This is a genomic window from Sphingobium sp. KKT206 (assembly GCF_055640555.1).
On the sequence record NZ_CM145764.1, the window covers coordinates 2610178 to 2626172 of the forward strand.

Genomic DNA, 15995 nt, shown 5'->3' on the forward strand with positions numbered 1-15995 from the left:
GCTCGGTGGTGCCCTTCGACAAGCTCAGGGCGAACGGAAGGAGGGGTGTCACCTCGATCATATATGGATGTCCGTCGGCCGGGTGCGGCGCACCCAGTTGGCGACGATGACGCGGGTGAAGGTAACGGCGGTGAACACGCTGGTCGCGATGCCGATCAACAGCACGATGGCGAAGCCCTTGACCGGCCCCGACCCCAGCGCCAGCATGATCCCGCCCGCAATGGCATGGGTCACGTTCGCCTCGAAAATGGTGCGGCTGGCTTCCTTATAGCCATGTTCGATCGCCTGGACGACATTGCGCCCACGCCGCCGCTCTTCGCGAATCCGTTCATAGATCAGCACGTTGGCGTCGACCGCGGTGCCGATCGTCAGCACGAACCCGGCAATGCCGGGCAGCGTCAGCGTCGCGCCCAATATGCCCATCACACCCAGGATGACCGCGACGTTGATGGCGACCGCCAGATTGGCATACATGCCAAAGCGGCCATAGCTCAGGAACATGAAGATCGCCACGGCAACCACCGCGATGATCGACGCGATCAGGCCCGCGCGAATCGAATCCGCGCCCAAGCCCGGTCCGACCGTGCGTTCCTCGACCACCGCCAGCGCGACCGGCAGCTTGCCGGACCGCAGCGCGATCGCCAGCTGGTTGGCGCTTTCGACCGTAAAATTGCCGCTGATCTGCGCGCTGCCGCCCAGAATCGGTTCGTTGATATTGGGCGCCGACAGCACCTTGCCGTCGAGAATGATCGCGAACGGGCGATTGACATTCTGCGACGTCACCTGCCCGAATTTGCGGCCACCCGAACTGTTGAAGCGGATGTTGACGATCGCCTGGTTATTCTGGTCATAGCCCTGCGTCGCGTCGGTCAAATCCTCGCCCGACACCATTACCTGGCGCTTGACCGCGATCAGCGGCACGCCCGACGGATTGTCGAGATAGGGCAGGACTTCGCTGCCCACCGGCGCGCGACCCTGCGCCACTTCGGACGGGTTGGCGGTCGTATCGACCAGCTTGAATTCCAGCTTGGCGGTCTGGCCCAGCAGATCCTTGAGCGCCTTGGGATCCTGCAGCCCCGGCACCTGCACGACGATGCGATTGCTGCCCTGCTGCTGGATCGTGGGTTCGCGCGTGCCCATTTCGTCGATGCGCTTGCGGATCACCTCGGTCGCGACTTCCATCGCGCTCTTGACCGCATTGTCGATACCCGCATTGGTCGGCGTGATCGTCACGGTCTGGCTGTTCACCACCGCCACGTCGAAATCGCGCTGGCCGGTCAGCCCCGCACCCTGCGTCAGCGGGCGGATGCGCTCGACGGCGGCATCAACCTGCGCGGGATCGCGCACCATGAAGCTCAGCTTCCCGTCGCGGCTGGAGATATCGCCGATCGCGATGCGCGGGTCTGCCCGGCGCAGTTCGGTGCGAACCTGCTCCTCCATATTGACCAGCCGCTGCTTGGCGACATCCTGGGTCGACGCTTCGAGCAGCAAGTGACTGCCGCCCGACAGGTCGAGGCCAAGATTCACCCGCGTCTGCATGAAGCTGGGCAGCCGGGCCACGGCGGCGTCGGGCAGGAAGCTCGGCACCGCGCACAGCACGCCGATCAACAGGGGCAGGATGATCGCGATCACCGCCGCACGCGAGAAATTGAGCATCGTTGGGGTCAGTCGTTCGCGGGCTTGGCAGTGGTCGGGTCGATCACGTCGGTCAGGGTCGACTTGACCGCCTTGACCTTCATGTTCGGCGCCAGTTCGACATCGGCATAGATGTCATCGACGCGCACGACCTTGCCGATCAAGCCGCCGCCGGTGACGACCTGGTCGCCCTTCTTCACTGCGTCGATCTTGGCCTTATGCTCTTTCATCTTCTTTTGCTGCGGGCGGATCAGCAGGAAATAGAAGACGACGAAGATCAGGACCAGCGGGGCCATCTGCACCAGGATTCCGGCGCCGGAGGCTTCCCCGCCAGCGGTCTGGGCAAAGGCTGTCGATATGAACATGGGTGGGACTTTCGTCTTGGTGTCTGTCGGCCGCGCAACGCATGGCAGCGCCCGCCTATCAAGGCCGGGCGGCTACCACAGATGCAAGGGCGGAGGCAATATGATTAGGGAATCGTACATGGGGCGCGAAAGCCCGCATCGAAACCCTTGCAACTTCCCAAAACCCCTTCTAAAGCGCGCCCTCCGGTCGGGACGTAGCGCAGCCTGGTAGCGCATCACACTGGGGGTGTGGGGGTCGGAGGTTCGAATCCTCTCGTCCCGACCAAGATTTTCGGAAAGTGCGGCCGTCCGGGGGACGGACGCCCGAAAATCTCCCAAGCGCAAGCGCGGGAGGCGATATTCATCACTGGTGGTGAATGGCATGGGCGGCGAAGGCTGCTTGATTTGCCTACGCGCGCGCCGTGTTGGGGGCGGAGTAACAACTGCTTGTGACATACAGGGAAGGGCGGCCCTTTTGAACCGCCCTTCCGTTAGTCGCTGCATTGGTTTGATCGTCGATACCGACTACTATGAACGGGTTCCAGCATCTGGCTGTTTTGTTCCGATTACCGCTTGCTGGCCTTTGTTAAGAATAAGCCGGGTCTTGTCGCACCTCCGCTAAATCAGATTACTTATGCTTGGTCGGATCGACCAGCTTGTAACCCATGCCGGGCTTCGGCGTCGGTGGCAGCGGTTCGCCCCGCGTCACAGTCCGCTCTGCGCCAGTGTCTCCGCCGCGAGGGCCGAAGATGCCGTACTGGCCCGAACGGGGCGCAGACTGACCAGGCTTCATCGTCTTGCTCATGATTTTCTCCTTTCTACCGCCATCTTCCACAAGATGTTGTGGTGTTAATGTGCTGGTAACTACATCATGAACGAACCCGCGATTCGCACAATAGGAAAATGACAGAGAACGAATAAAATACATTTGAATAACGTATCATGATCGCTCGCCAGCGATCCGCGCCATCTTTGATCGGCGGCTGTGCAACGAGAGGGAGGCAGAGGAAATCAAGTTGCCGCTTCGTATGTTCGAAAAGGGACGGCGCGTCTAATGAGTAACCAAGCCCACTCCATCGCCGTTCGGGCTGAGCTTGTCGAAGCCCAACTTTTACAAGGAGAGTGTGGCCCTTCGACAGGCTCAGGGCGAACGGAACAAGGTTCATCCTTACCCATCACCCCTTGCCCCCACCCCCTCCCCCCGCTAAGTTCCCTTTTCGTTCTGCAAAGGGAAATTTATGGACAGCCTTTCCGCCCTCCTGATTCTGGTCGCATTGCTTGTCGGGCTGGCGGCGGGGTGGCTGTTGCGTGGGCGGATGCTCGCACCGCTGGTGGCGGAGAAGACGGACTTGGCCGCGCGGCTGGAAGTCGCCAGCACGCAGCGCAATGGCGCGATCGCCGAATTGGCGGTGGAGCAGGAACGGGTGGCGCAGGCCCATGCGCAGATTGCCCGGCTCGACGCCGCGCAGGTCGCCTCGGCGCAGCGCCTCGACACGATCCAGACCAGCGCACAGCAGCGTTTCGAGGCCGCGCAGGCCGAGCGCGAGGCGGCGCTCCGCGAACTGGCCGCGCTCCAGTCCGACACGCAGGCGCGCGCCGAAGCCTTTGAAGCGCAGATCGCCGCGCTCAAGGATGCCAAGGAGCAGCTTTCCGCCCAATTCAGCGAGATTGGCGGCAAGCTGCTGGGCGAGGCGCAAAAGACGTTTCTCGACCGCGCAGACCAGCGTTTCGCGCAGGCGAACGAGAAGAGCGAGGCGCAATTGAAGACGTTGCTCTCGCCCGTCGAAACCACGCTCAAACGCTATGAGGAAGGGTTGCAACGGGTCGAGAAGGACCGTGTCGGCAGCTATGCCGAACTGCGCGAAGCGGTACAACAGGTGCATTTGGGCCAAGGGCAGGTGCGTGAAGAGACCGCCAAGCTGGTCAACGCGCTGCGCGCTGCGCCCAAGACGCGCGGCCGCTGGGGCGAACAGCAGTTCAAGAATCTGATCGAGGCCGCTGGCCTGTCGGCCCATGTCGATTTCAGCGAGGAAGTGTCGGTCACGGTGGAAGACGGCCGGTTGCGGCCTGACTTCATCATCAACCTGCCCGGCGACCAGCAGATGGTGGTCGACGTCAAATGCTCGCTCGTCGCCTATCTGAACGCCGTCGACCAAGTCGATTCGGCGCTGCGTGACGCCCATATGGCCGACCATGCTCGCGCGATGCGGACCCATGCCGACGCGCTGGGGCGCAAGGCCTATTGGGAACAGTTCGACAAAGCGCCAGACTTCGTCATCATGTACGTGCCGGGCGACAATTTCGTCACCGCCGCGCTCGAAGCCGACATGGATCTGTGGGAGCGCGCCGCGCGCAACCGCGTCATCATCTGCGGCCCGTCCACCTTCCTGCCACTCGCCCGCACGCTCGCCAGCCAGTGGCGACGTGAAAAATTGCAGGATCAGGCACGCGAAGTCGCCGAACTAGGCAAGCAGCTTTATGAACGCCTCGCCGCCGCCGCCGGATCGCTCAAGAAATTGGGCAATCGGCTCCACGGCGCGGTCGGGGATTATAACGCCTTCGTCGGCAGTTTTGAGGGCCGGGTATTGGTGACCGGGCGTAAGCTGCGCGATCTCAATATAGATACCGGCGGCAAGGAATTGGACGAGCTTGGCCCGGTCGAGGCGCTGGTGCGCGACCCCGCATCGCCTGAAGCGCTGCGCGCCCTGCCCGACGCAGCGGAATAACGCTGCGGAACCAACCACCCTCCGCCTGCGTCTCTTCTGTATGAAGCCTTGAAAATCAAAGCCGTAAGGGTTGAGAGACAAGGGTCGGAGACCATCCATGTGGAAGCGATTGATCTTTAGGCGTGCGCCCCCGTCGCGCGCGGTGCCTGTCGAACCGCACATGCCGCGCCGGTCAAAACAGGCTGAGGCCGACCATCCCTTTGCCGACCTCATCGCCAAACTGGACCGCATCCCCTATCCCATGCCGCATAAGGCGGCGTTCAGCCGCTAAGGCGCGCTGCCCATCTCTTGCCCCCCTGCTTCTCCGCTGGCATGGCAAGAGCCATGACAAAGATCGGCCTGCTGGGCGGCTCCTTCAATCCCGCCCATGGCGGCCATCGCGCCATATCGCTGTTCGCGGCCAAGGCGCTTGGCCTGGATGAAATCTGGTGGCTCGTCTCCCCCGGCAATCCGCTCAAGCCGCGCGCGGGCATGGCCCCCCTCCCCGCCCGGCTGGCCCACGCCCAGCAAATCGCCCGCCGCGCACCGATTCGCGCGACCGCGATCGAAGCGCAGCTTGGCACCCGCTACACCAGCGACACGTTGCGCGCCGTCACTCGCCGCTACCCCAAAAACCGCTTCATCTGGCTGATGGGGGCCGATAATCTCGCGCAATTTGGCGATTGGCGCGACTGGCGCGGCATCGCCCGGCAAATGCCCATTGCCGTGATCGCCCGTCCAGGCTATGATAGCGCTGCCTATGGCTCTGCGGCCATGAGCTGGCTGCGGCGCTTCGTCCGGTCCCCGCGCCAGAGTGCAGACTGGACGAATTGGAGACCACCGGCGCTCGTGCTTTTGCGCTTTCGCCCTGATCCAAGATCGGCGACCCTGCTTCGGCAGGCGGACCCCCTCTGGCATCGCGAATATGAAACATCGTGTGCGCGAGATCCGCTCACGCGCCGGTTAGTGATCTAGAATGGAGCCTTTTTGACCAGACCCCACCCCGCCAACGACACGGCCGCATCGGCCGATAGCGTGGCCGCCCTGCACGCCCTCGTCATGCAGTCGCTCGACGACGACCAGGCGCAGGAAACCATCTCCATCCCCCTGGAAGGCAAGAGCAGCATCGCCGATTATATGGTGATCGCGAGCGGCCGCTCGTCGCGTCAGGTCGCGGCGATTGCCCAGCATCTCGCTGAACGGATCAAGAAGGAAACCGGCCGTTCGGCGCGGGTCGAAGGGCTGCCGGTCGCAGACTGGGTCCTGATCGACGCGGGCGACGTGATCGTCCATCTCTTCAAGCCCGAAGTGCGCAGCTTCTACAATCTGGAACGCATGTGGGGCTTTGTCGATGCACCGGTTGCAGGGACAGCCTGAACCCTTCGACAGGCGAGCGATGACGGGCTAGGAGGAGCGCCATGCTCCTCCACATCATCGCGCGCGGGAAAATCGGGCGCTCCCCTGAAGCCGATCTGGTCGACCGCTATGCCAAGCGGTTGACCATGCCGCACAAGATCACCGAAATGCTCGACCGGGGTGGCAAGCTGCCGCCTGCCGCGCCTGGCACTGTAACGGTGATGCTCGATGAAAAAGGGCGGCAGCTTGGCTCGATGGAGTTCGCCCGGCGGCTGGAAGGCTGGCGCGACGCGGGCGCCCGCGAATGCCGCTTCCTGATCGGCGCGGCGGATGGATTCGACGACGCCGACCGGGCCAATGCCGACCTGCTGATCGCATTCGGCGCGATGACCTGGCCGCATATGATGGCCCGCGCGATGCTGGCCGAACAATTGTGGCGCGCCTGTTCCATCCTTGCCAACCACCCCTATCATCGCGAAGGATAGCGGCGTGAAACGGGGGGCGATCATCACCGGCGGGCTTCTTGCCCTTGTGGCGCTGGCCGCCACGCGCTTGCCTGCCGCCGATGACGCCGCGATCATCCTGCCCGGCACCGCAGGCACCACGTTAGCGCAGGAACAGGCCGCGCTCAAGGCCGCCCGCCGCCAGTCCGACGAAGCGCGCGATCGCTCCGCCCGGCTGGAGCAACAGGCCAGCGCCGCGCGCGACGATGCCGAGCAGGCCCGCCGTCGCGCCGCCGCCACCGCCGCGCGCATCCAGCAGGCCGAAGCCGATATTCAAGCGGCGCAGGCCCGCATCGCCATCATCGCGCGGATGCAGCGAGCCCAGGCGGCGCGGCTGGCCGCTCGGCAGGAGCCGGTGGTGCGCCTCACCGCCGCGCTGCAGATGATGGCCCGCCGCCCGATGGCGCTGGCGCTGGTGCAGCCCGGATCGGTGACCGACGCCGTGCATATGCGCGCGGTGCTGGGACAGATATTGCCCGTCATCCAGCAGCGCACAGCCGGACTGCGCGCCGAACTCGCCCGCAGCCGCGCGCTGCGCGCGACCGCGCAGCAGGCCGCCGGTGCGCTGACGCAGGCGCAGGCCGACCGCCGCGAACGGCAAGCCGCGCTCGCCGCGCTGGAAACGCAAAAGCGCGTCGCCGCGCGCGACTATCGCGCCAATGCCGGGCTTGAAAGCGAGCGCGCGCTGGCGCTGGGCGAACGCGCCCGCGACATTGTCGACCTGATGGACCGGCTGGAGGATGCAGGCGACCTGCGCGAACGGCTCGCCGCGCTCCCCGGCCCGCTGCTCCGCCCCGCCCGCCCGGATCAGACCGGCGCGCCCGCGCCCGAAACAGTCCGCGCAACAGGTGGACCCCCACCCTACCGCCTGCCCGTCATCGGCCAACTCGTTACCGGCATGGGAGAAGTGAATGACGGCGGCGTGCGATCACGCGGCCTCAGCCTCGTGACCCAACCCGGCGCCCAGACCGTCGCGCCGACCGCAGGCCGCATCGCCTTTGCCGGCCCCTATCGCGGCTATGGCCAGATCTTGATCATCGACCATGGCCAGGGCTGGACTACCCTGATCACCGGCCTCCACCGCGTCACCGCACAGGTCGGCGATACGGTGCGTCAGGGCGATCCCGTCGGCATCACCGGCCAGGGTCGCCCAACGGTGACGATCGAACTGCGCCGCAATGGCCGTCCGGTGGACATCGTACCGCTGGTGGGCTTGGGGTGAGGAATCCCCGTTAACCCGACGCTCATCGACACTGCGCGACATTGGTCGAAGCGCGCTTTTGCGTCGGGACGCGAATCGGCTTATGACGGGACGATGATGCCGGAATCAAGGATGCCCATGAAATCGACCTTCCTCCATGGCGCGCTTGCGCTTGGGGCGCTTGCGCTCATTCCTGTCGCCACGGCAACTTTCGCGGCGGGGGAAGCATCGAGCTACAAGGCGCTCGATGAATTTATGGACGTGTTCCAGAAGGTCCGCAGCGATTATGTCGAGAAGGTCGACGATGAAAAGCTGATCAAGGGCGCGATCGACGGGATGCTGGCCAGCCTCGATCCGCACAGCAGCTTCCTCGATGCGCGCGATTTCCAGAATCTGCGCACCCAGACGGAGGGCAGCTATGGCGGCCTCGGCCTGTCGGTCACGCAGGAAGATGGCGCGGTCAAGGTCATCGCACCGACGCAGGACACCCCGGCCTGGCGCGCGGGGATCAAGGCAGGCGACTATATCACCCATATCGACGGGCAACTCATCTATGGCGGCACGCTGGACGAGGCGGTCGACAAGATGCGCGGCGCACCGGGCACCGCGCTCAAGCTGACCATCGTGCGCGCGGGCCGCGACAAGCCGATCGACCTGACGCTGACGCGCGAGATCATTCAGTTGAAGCCCGTCAAATGGGAAGTGAAGAATAATATCGGCGTCATCAACATCGTCAGTTTCTCGGCCAATACCGGGGCCGACGTGCGCCAGGCGATCCGCAGCATCGACAAATCGCTGGGTCACAAGCCCACCGGCTATGTCCTCGACATGCGCTCCAACCCCGGCGGACTGCTGGACGAAGCGGTAACCGTCAGCGACATCTTCCTGGAGCGCGGCGAAATCGTGTCGCAACGCGGCCGGGCCAAGGGCGATGTCGAGCGCTATTATGCCAAGCCCGGCGACGACGCCAAGGGCTTGCCGGTGATCGTGCTGGTGGACGCAGGCTCGGCCTCCGCCTCCGAGATCGTCGCAGGCGCCTTGCAGGACCAGCATCGCGGCCTGGTGATGGGCGAACGCAGCTTCGGCAAAGGCAGCGTGCAAACGATGCTGCCGCTCAGCAACACCAGCGCGCTCAAGCTGACCACGGCGCGCTATTATACGCCGTCGGGTCGCAGCGTGCAGGAAGGCGGCATTCAGCCTGACATCCGCGTGCCGCAATTGTCCGACCCCGATTACAAGAACCGGCCCAAATATCGCGAAAGCGACCTGCGCCGTCATCTGATCAACGAGATCAAGACCGACGATAAGGCGCTGGAAGAAGATGCGAAGGACGATCCGCGCTTCACCATGACGGCCGAGGAGCTGAAAAAGCAGGGCATTGAGGATTTCCAGCTCGACTATGCGCTCAAGACGATCGCGCGCCTTGCCAGCACGCCCGGCGCGACGATCGCGCAGGCGCAGGTCGCGGCACGCAAGCCGGGGGCGAAGTAACGCCCCCACAAGTTCAGCATGACGAAAGGTGCGGGTGTGTCTAAGTGGGGGTGATGAGCAGACTCCCCCTTGCCCGCGCCATCGCGCTGTTGCTGCCCGTCGCCCTGTTGGGCGGTGCCTACGCCTCCCAATATATGGGCGGTCTGCACCCGTGCGAAATGTGCTGGTGGCAGCGTTATCCGCATATGGCCGCGATCCCGCTCGCGTTGCTGGCCTTTGCGACAAAGGCAACGCCGCGGACCAGCGCCATCTTCACCGCACTGGCCGCCATTGCCATCGCGATCAGCGGCGGCATCGGCCTGTTTCATGCCGGCGTCGAATATGGCTGGTGGGAGGGGCTGACCGCCTGCTCCACCACGCCGACCGGCGGCAGCGCGTCAGACATATTGACGCAGATCATGGCGACGCCGATCACGCGATGCGACGTCGCGCCCTGGAGCCTGCTGGGCATCTCGCTCGCAGGCTATAATGGCCTCTTGTCGCTGGGTGGCGCGGTCGCCATCTTGACACTGCTAAGCAAGAAGGGACGTCACGCATGAGCGGATCGAACGACTTTCCTCGCCCCGGCCAGCGCTTGCCCGATGGCGCGCGCGATTCCATGCTGCGCGTCGATCAGGCGGGGGAATATGGCGCGACCCGCATCTATGCCGGGCAGTTGGCGGTGATGGGCGACCGCCACCCCTATGCCCGTATCATCGCGGGCATGGCGGCGCAGGAGGAACGGCATCGCGCGACGTTCGACGCCATGATCGCCCGGCGCGGCGTGCGTCCCACGGCGCTTTCGCCGATCTGGAATGTCGCAGGCTTCGCGCTTGGTGCCGTCACCGCCGCCATCGGCCCGAAAGCCGCCATGGCCTGCACCGCCGCCATCGAAACCGAGATCGACCGCCATTATGCCGAGCAGTTAGAGCAACTCGGCACCGATGATGCGGAACTCTCCGAGGCCATCGCGGATTTCCAGGCAGAGGAAGTCGAGCATCGTGACGCCGCGCTGGCCCATGGCGCGGAACAGGCACCGGCCTACCCCCTGTTATCCGGCGCGATCCGTCTGGGATGCCGGGCCGCCATCGCGTTGTCGAAACGCATCTGAAAAGGACGGACGAATGACCAAGACCCCGATGATCGCAGCCCTGGCGCTGCTGGCCGCCGCCGTCCCTGCCATGGCGCAACAGCCGACCGCGCCAACCGCCGTGACCGACCCGAACAATGAGAAGGTCAATATCGTCATCGTCTATGGCGAAGATGCCTGCCCGCCCAGCCAGGGCGAGGAAATCGTCGTCTGCGCGCGCAAGGGCGAAGCGGAACGCTATCGCATACCCGAACCGCTGCGCGGCGACCCCAACAAGCCGAGCAACCAGGCCTGGGGCGAACGGGTGCGCTCGATGGAATATGTCGGACGGTCGGGCACGGAAAGCTGCTCGCCATCGGGCGGCGGCGGGGCGACCGGGTGTTTTGCTCAACTCGCCCGGCTCGCCAAGGCTGAGCGTCAGGCGCTCGACAATGCCAGCTGGAAGGATCTGGTCGAGGCCGAACGCGCCAAGCGCCTGTCCACGATCGATGCGGACAGCGAAGCGATCGAGGCACGGGTGAAGGCCGAGGAAAAGGCCGCACAGCAACAGAGCAATAGTCCGACGCAACCCTGACGGTTTTACGCATCGGTCGTCGTCTCAAAACCGACCAGCCGGGGATTTGGGCACCCCCGGTTCCTACAGGGGTATGAAGGAATATGATCCCATGCGACATCATGTCGTTCTTCCCCTGGTCGGCCTGCTGCTGACCCCGCTGCTGTCCTCCCCGGTGTTCGCCCAGGCGGAACCGCCACCGGAACGCACCATCAACCTTCTCGTCTATGGCGATGATCCCTGCCCGCAGGGCGAAGGCGACGAAATCGTCGTATGCGCGCGCAGGCCGGAGGCGGAGCGTTATCGCATCCCCAAGAAGCTGCGCGAAAAGCCCGCCGTATCGGGCGGCCCCGGCTGGGGTAGCCAAGTCGCCACCATGGAAAGCGTCCAGCGGCAGAATCTGCCCAACAGCTGTTCGGTGAACGGGGCCAATGGCGCCACCGGCTGCACCGCCAAGATGCTGGAACAATGGTTTGCCGAACGGCGGATGCAGCAAAGCCGTGGCGAACCCTGAGCGTCTTGCACAAATTGCGTCTTTGACCTAAGCACGACCCGTCATCTGGGGAGTAGCCAGCCGTTCCGCGCTATGGAACGGGCCTTATGTCAACATATTTGGCCGAGAGGTCATGGCATGAGGGACGCGGGCAGGACCGCGTAAGGCGAGACCAATGGCATCGACGTTCCATGCCCGGCCGGGCGGGGGACGACGGTGGCATTGCGTCATTCACCTCCGCCCGGCCCCGGATATGCCTGATGGAAGCCCTGTTCACCTCCGCCGCCCTCGTCGCGCTCGCCGAAATGGGCGACAAGACGCAATTGCTCGCCATGTTGCTCGCCACCCGCTTTCGAAAGCCTGTGCCGATCATCCTGGGCATATTGTTCGCGACGCTGGCCAATCATTTCCTCGCAGCGCTGCTTGGCCATTCGATCGCTGGCATATTGACGCAGGGCTGGTTCCGTTATGCGGTAGCGATCAGCTTCATCGCCATGGCCGCCTGGACATTGGTGCCCGACAAGATCGATGAAGATGCGCCGCTCAAGGCACCATCCGGCGCGGGCGTGTTCATAACCACGCTGATCGCCTTCTTCCTGGTCGAGATGGGCGACAAGACGCAGGTGGCGACGATTGCGCTCGGCGCGCGGTTCGACAATCTGCTTGCCGTAACGATGGGCACGACGCTGGGCATGATGGTCGCCAATGTCCCGGCCGTATTGTTCGGCGAAGCGCTGGCGAAAAAAGTCCCGATGCGCGCATTGCAGGTCGGCGCCGCGCTGCTGTTCCTGATCCTTGGCCTGTGGATGATCGCCGATCTTCAGGGTTGGATCGGGTAAGACGTTTATTTGGGAATGCGCCTTCGCGCATTCTTCCGCACCGGCCCTCACCCCCACCCGGCCACCCGACGGCAGTATCATATGGGTGGCCGGGTGGGGGTGAGGGCCGGTGCGGACTTCGAAATGCGCCCTTTTGCGCATTTCCAAACACGCGCTAAGCGGTTGTCAGCGCCGCGCGGCTGGGGCAAGGGAAAAGCCAGCATATTCCTTTTCGAACGGACGTGGGACAGGTGATGAAAGACAGTCTGGTAACGGTGTTCGGTGGCGGCGGCTTTGTCGGTCGCCAGGTGGCACAGGCGCTGCTGGCGCGCGGCGCGCGGGTGCGGATCGCACAGCGCGATCCCTCCACGGCGCTGCGGGTCAAACCGCTAGGGGGCCTTGGCCAAGTCCAGTTCATCGCCGCCGACATCCGCAATCCCGCCAGCGTGGCGCGCGCCATCGCGGGCAGCGATGTCGTCATCAACCTGGTCGGCATATTGAAGGGCGACTTCGACGCCTTCCACCATCGCGGCGCGGCCAATGTCGCCAAGGCCGCGGCGGACGCTGGCGTCACCGCGCTCGTGCATATGTCGGCGATCGGCGCGGACCCGGAAAGCCCGTCCGCCTATGGCCGATCCAAGGCGGCGGGCGAAGCGGCGGTCAAGGCCGCATTCCCGGCCGCGACCATCATCCGCCCGTCGATCATATTCGGCGCGGAAGACCAATTCCTCAACCGCTTTGCCGAGATCATCGGCATGCTGCCGGTCATCCCGGTGATCGGCGCGGCGACAAAGTTTCAGCCGGTCTATGTCGCTGATGTCGCCCACGCCATCGCCAATGCGGCGGAACAGCCCGGCGTCCATGGTGGCGAAACCTATGAACTGGGCGGGCCGCAGGTCAGGAGCATGCGCGAGATCAACCAGTGGATCGCCAAGGCGGTCGGCCGCGAGAAGGCGCTGGTGGAGGTGCCAAACGGCATCGCCAAAATGCTGACGATGTTGCCGGGTGGCCCGATCACCGGCGATCAGCTGGCGATGCTCGGCCGCGACAATGTCGTGGCAGATGGCGCCAAGGGGCTCGACGCGCTGGGCGTCGTCGCCACGCCGATGGACGGCGTCGCCGACAAGTGGATGGTCCGCTACCGCAAACATGGCCGCTTCGCCGGTCGCGCCAGCGCCTGACGTCATCATCCCCCATGCAGGGGGATTTTGGTGAAATATAGATAGCAGCCCATACCATCGTCATTCCCGCGCAGGCGGGAATCCATCTCCCGCCTTATCGCTATAATGTCAGGTAGGGAGATTGATCCCCGCCTTCGCGGGGATGACGTAAAAATCTGGCTATGACGAATTTCGCGACGATCCCTCCTGCAAAGGAAGGAGTTTGGAAAGAAACCCATGGACCTGCATTATCTGACCGTCATCCTGCTCGGCATCGTCGAGGGGCTGACCGAGTTTCTGCCGGTGTCCTCCACCGGGCATCTTATCCTCGCCAGCGAATTGCTCGGCTATGATTCCGCGACCTGGGCGATGTTCAACGTCGTGATCCAGCTGGGCGCGATCCTGGCGGTGGTAGTGCTCTATTGGCGCACTTTCTGGGCGGTGGGCATGGGACTGCTGCGGCGCGAGCCGGTGAGTTGGCGCTTCCTGCGCAATCTGCTGATCGCCTTCATCCCCTCGGCCGTCATCGGCCTGGCGCTGCATGACTATATCGAGATCATGCTGGGTGCGCCGCAAATCGTCGCTTGGGCGTTGATCGTCGGCGGCATCGCCATCCTGTTGATCGAGCGGGCGGTCAAGGAGCAGCGTTTTCACGGCATCGCCGATATTCCCATGGTGCGCGTGCTGGCGATCGGCTTCATCCAGTGCCTGGCCATGGTGCCCGGCGTCAGCCGGTCGGGCGCGACCATCATGGGCGCGCTGATGCTGGGCGTGGAGCGGCGCACGGCGGCCGAGTTCAGCTTCTTCCTCGCCATCCCGACGATGCTGGGCGCGACCGCGCTGGAACTGATCAAGAAGGGCGACCGGATCACTAGCGCCGCGGTCGGCTGGGACAGCATCGCGCTGGGCTTTGTCGTCTCGTTCATCGTCGCCTTGCTGGTCATTCGCTGGTTCGTGGGGCTGGTGTCAAAACATGGCTTCGCCCCCTTCGCCTGGTATCGAATCATCGCCGGGATTGCGGCCCTGATCTGGCTGGGCGCAAGATAGGGCCGAAACGGTCTATTTATCACGCGCTTTGTTGCGATCATTTCGCAACTAACCGCGATAACCGCGATTTTATAGTCAGTATTACTGTCCTAAATATCAGAATCCGCGTGACTCTGCGGGTTTTTATGCTATGCGCGCCGCTGAAACTTTAGTCAGGGGCGAGCGATGGCCGACAATCCGATGCTGAAATTCGTGGGCAAGGGACAAGCCTACCCGGAAAAGCGCGCAGCCGACGACCGCGCCGACGATTTTCTGGAAATCAGCCGCAGCTTCATACTGGACAAGGCCGAGGAGCAAGCGTCACGCTGCTCGCAATGCGGCGTTCCCTATTGCTCGACCCATTGCCCGCTGCACAACCACATCCCCGACTGGCTGCGCCTGACCGCCGAAGGCCGCCTGCGCGAAGCCTATGAACTGTCGAACCTGACCAGCACCATGCCCGAAATCTGCGGCCGCATCTGCCCGCAGGATCGGCTGTGCGAGGGCAATTGCGTCATCGAATTTTCAGGGCACGGTGCCGTCACCATCGGCTCGGTCGAAAAATACATCACCGACACCGCCTGGAAGGAAGGCTGGGTCGAACCCTTGGTCGCGGGCAAGCCCACCGGCCAGTCGATCGGCGTGATCGGCGCTGGGCCTGCGGGTCTCACCACGGCGGAATATCTGCGCGCGGCGGGGCATGAGGTGCATGTCTATGACCGGCATGATCGCGCCGGCGGGCTACTGACCTATGGCATCCCCGGCTTCAAGCTGGAAAAGGACATCGTCATGCGCCGCGTCCAGCGCTTGAAGGATGGCGGCATCGTCTTCCAAGAAAATTTCGAGGTCGGCCGCGACGCGACGCTCGAAACCCTGCGCGAGAAGCATGACGCGATCCTGATCGCGACCGGCGTCTACAAGCCGCGCGACATCCGCGCGCCGGGCGTAGGCGCGCCGGGCGTGGTCAAGGCGCTCGATTATCTCACCGCCTCCAACAAAGCCGGGTTCGGCGATGCCGTGCCGGAGCATGAAGACGGCACGCTGCTCGCCACGGGCAAGAATGTCGTCGTCATCGGCGGCGGCGACACCGCGATGGACTGCGTCCGCACCGCGATCCGCCAGGGGGCGAAGTCGGTCAAATGCCTCTATCGCCGCGACCGCGACAATATGCCCGGATCGCAGCGCGAAGTCGCCAATGCCGAGGAAGAAGGCGTCGAATTCGTCTGGCTGACCGCGCCGATCGCATTCGAAGGCACCGATCATGTCACCGGCGTAAAGGTCACCAAGATGCGCCTGGGTGCCCCCGACGCCTCCGGCCGCCGCGCCCCCGAACCCGATCCCGGCAGCGAACATACGCTAGAGGCCGATCTGGTCATCAAGGCACTGGGCTATGACCCCGAAGAACTGCCCAAGCTGTTCGGCGCGGACGACCTGTCGGTCACCCGCTGGGGCACGCTGCGCGTCGATCACAAGACGATGATGACCAGCGTGGATGGCGTGTTTGCAGCCGGCGACATCGTGCGCGGCGCAAGCCTGGTAGTGTGGGCGATCCGCGATGGGCGCGATGTGACCGAGCATATGCACAAATATCTCAAGGCCAAGGCCAAGACCAGCGAAAGCGTCGCGGCCTAAGCGCCCTCA

The 15995-nt window shown here is 64.1% G+C and carries 18 protein-coding genes, 1 tRNA gene and 1 riboswitch; of the genes, 16 read left to right on the forward strand and 3 right to left on the reverse strand.

The genetic code is table 11. The annotated features are described in order from the left end of the window. Nucleotides 1-57: 57 nt before the first annotated feature. Both secD and yajC read right to left on the reverse strand, forming a co-directional pair. Entirely contained in the window at nucleotides 58-1656 is a 1599-nt protein-coding gene (secD, locus tag ACZ2HM_RS12630; protein WP_470425365.1) for a protein translocase subunit SecD, read from the reverse strand. An 8-nt stretch (nucleotides 1657-1664) separates the two neighbouring features. Further along, entirely contained in the window at nucleotides 1665-2000 is a 336-nt protein-coding gene (gene yajC / locus ACZ2HM_RS12635) for a preprotein translocase subunit YajC (RefSeq protein ID WP_037472426.1), read from the reverse strand. A gap of 188 nt (nucleotides 2001-2188) precedes the next feature. Between yajC and ACZ2HM_RS12640 the strand changes: the two genes are divergently transcribed. After that, nucleotides 2189-2265: transfer RNA gene (locus ACZ2HM_RS12640), tRNA-Pro, on the forward strand. 342 nt (nucleotides 2266-2607) lie between these two features. Here ACZ2HM_RS12640 and ACZ2HM_RS12645 read toward each other — a convergent pair. After that, complete coding sequence (locus tag ACZ2HM_RS12645; protein WP_171899226.1) at nucleotides 2608-2784, reverse strand: hypothetical protein; 177 nt, start codon at nucleotides 2782-2784, stop codon at nucleotides 2608-2610. A 433-nt stretch (nucleotides 2785-3217) separates the two neighbouring features. On the opposite strand from ACZ2HM_RS12645, the gene ACZ2HM_RS12650 reads away from it, so the two are divergent. From ACZ2HM_RS12650 to ACZ2HM_RS12720, 15 genes are all read left to right on the forward strand, one after another. Next, complete coding sequence (locus tag ACZ2HM_RS12650; protein ID WP_470425366.1) at nucleotides 3218-4705, forward strand: DNA recombination protein RmuC; 1488 nt, start codon at nucleotides 3218-3220, stop codon at nucleotides 4703-4705. Between the two features lie 97 nt (nucleotides 4706-4802). Next, nucleotides 4803-4976 carry a hypothetical protein gene (locus ACZ2HM_RS12655; protein WP_156106202.1) on the forward strand — a complete coding sequence of 58 codons (174 nt, stop codon included), beginning with the start codon at nucleotides 4803-4805 and terminating at the stop codon, nucleotides 4974-4976. 53 nt (nucleotides 4977-5029) lie between these two features. Further along, nucleotides 5030-5659, forward strand: coding sequence for a nicotinate-nucleotide adenylyltransferase (locus ACZ2HM_RS12660; protein ID WP_470425367.1), 630 nt, complete (start codon nucleotides 5030-5032; stop codon nucleotides 5657-5659). A 12-nt stretch (nucleotides 5660-5671) separates the two neighbouring features. Continuing rightward, nucleotides 5672-6061, forward strand: a complete 390-nt coding sequence (rsfS, locus tag ACZ2HM_RS12665) for a ribosome silencing factor (protein ID WP_037475965.1) — start codon at nucleotides 5672-5674, stop codon at nucleotides 6059-6061. A gap of 41 nt (nucleotides 6062-6102) precedes the next feature. Next, entirely contained in the window at nucleotides 6103-6525 is a 423-nt protein-coding gene (locus ACZ2HM_RS12670) for a 23S rRNA (pseudouridine(1915)-N(3))-methyltransferase RlmH (protein ID WP_470425368.1), read from the forward strand. A gap of 4 nt (nucleotides 6526-6529) precedes the next feature. Then, nucleotides 6530-7765, forward strand: a complete 1236-nt coding sequence (locus ACZ2HM_RS12675; RefSeq protein WP_470425369.1) for a murein hydrolase activator EnvC family protein — start codon at nucleotides 6530-6532, stop codon at nucleotides 7763-7765. Nucleotides 7766-7882: 117 nt separating this feature from the next. Further along, nucleotides 7883-9235, forward strand: coding sequence for a S41 family peptidase (locus ACZ2HM_RS12680; RefSeq protein ID WP_470425370.1), 1353 nt, complete (start codon nucleotides 7883-7885; stop codon nucleotides 9233-9235). Between the two features lie 53 nt (nucleotides 9236-9288). Next, complete coding sequence (locus ACZ2HM_RS12685) at nucleotides 9289-9774, forward strand: disulfide bond formation protein B (RefSeq protein ID WP_470425371.1); 486 nt, start codon at nucleotides 9289-9291, stop codon at nucleotides 9772-9774. Continuing rightward, on the forward strand, nucleotides 9771-10325 hold the full coding sequence (locus ACZ2HM_RS12690) for a demethoxyubiquinone hydroxylase family protein (protein WP_333971296.1): 555 nt from the start codon (nucleotides 9771-9773) through the stop codon (nucleotides 10323-10325). The genes ACZ2HM_RS12685 and ACZ2HM_RS12690 overlap by 4 nt, the downstream gene beginning before the upstream one ends. Before the next feature lie 13 nt (nucleotides 10326-10338). Further along, nucleotides 10339-10878: a hypothetical protein gene (locus tag ACZ2HM_RS12695; protein ID WP_333971294.1), complete on the forward strand. Its 540-nt coding sequence runs from the start codon at nucleotides 10339-10341 to the stop codon at nucleotides 10876-10878. Between the two features lie 73 nt (nucleotides 10879-10951). Then, nucleotides 10952-11371, forward strand: a complete 420-nt coding sequence (locus ACZ2HM_RS12700; protein WP_470425372.1) for a hypothetical protein — start codon at nucleotides 10952-10954, stop codon at nucleotides 11369-11371. A 34-nt stretch (nucleotides 11372-11405) separates the two neighbouring features. Then, nucleotides 11406-11593: riboswitch (yybP-ykoY riboswitch) on the forward strand. Between the two features lie 17 nt (nucleotides 11594-11610). After that, complete coding sequence (locus tag ACZ2HM_RS12705) at nucleotides 11611-12189, forward strand: TMEM165/GDT1 family protein (protein WP_470425373.1); 579 nt, start codon at nucleotides 11611-11613, stop codon at nucleotides 12187-12189. Nucleotides 12190-12422: 233 nt separating this feature from the next. Beyond that, complete coding sequence (locus ACZ2HM_RS12710) at nucleotides 12423-13349, forward strand: complex I NDUFA9 subunit family protein (RefSeq protein WP_470425374.1); 927 nt, start codon at nucleotides 12423-12425, stop codon at nucleotides 13347-13349. 216 nt (nucleotides 13350-13565) lie between these two features. Continuing rightward, nucleotides 13566-14375: an undecaprenyl-diphosphate phosphatase gene (locus ACZ2HM_RS12715; protein WP_037475948.1), complete on the forward strand. Its 810-nt coding sequence runs from the start codon at nucleotides 13566-13568 to the stop codon at nucleotides 14373-14375. 165 nt (nucleotides 14376-14540) lie between these two features. Continuing rightward, a complete protein-coding gene (locus ACZ2HM_RS12720) occupies nucleotides 14541-15986 on the forward strand; it encodes an NAD(P)-dependent oxidoreductase (protein WP_069065557.1) in 1446 nt (481 codons plus the stop codon). The last annotated feature ends 9 nt before the right edge of the window (nucleotides 15987-15995 follow it).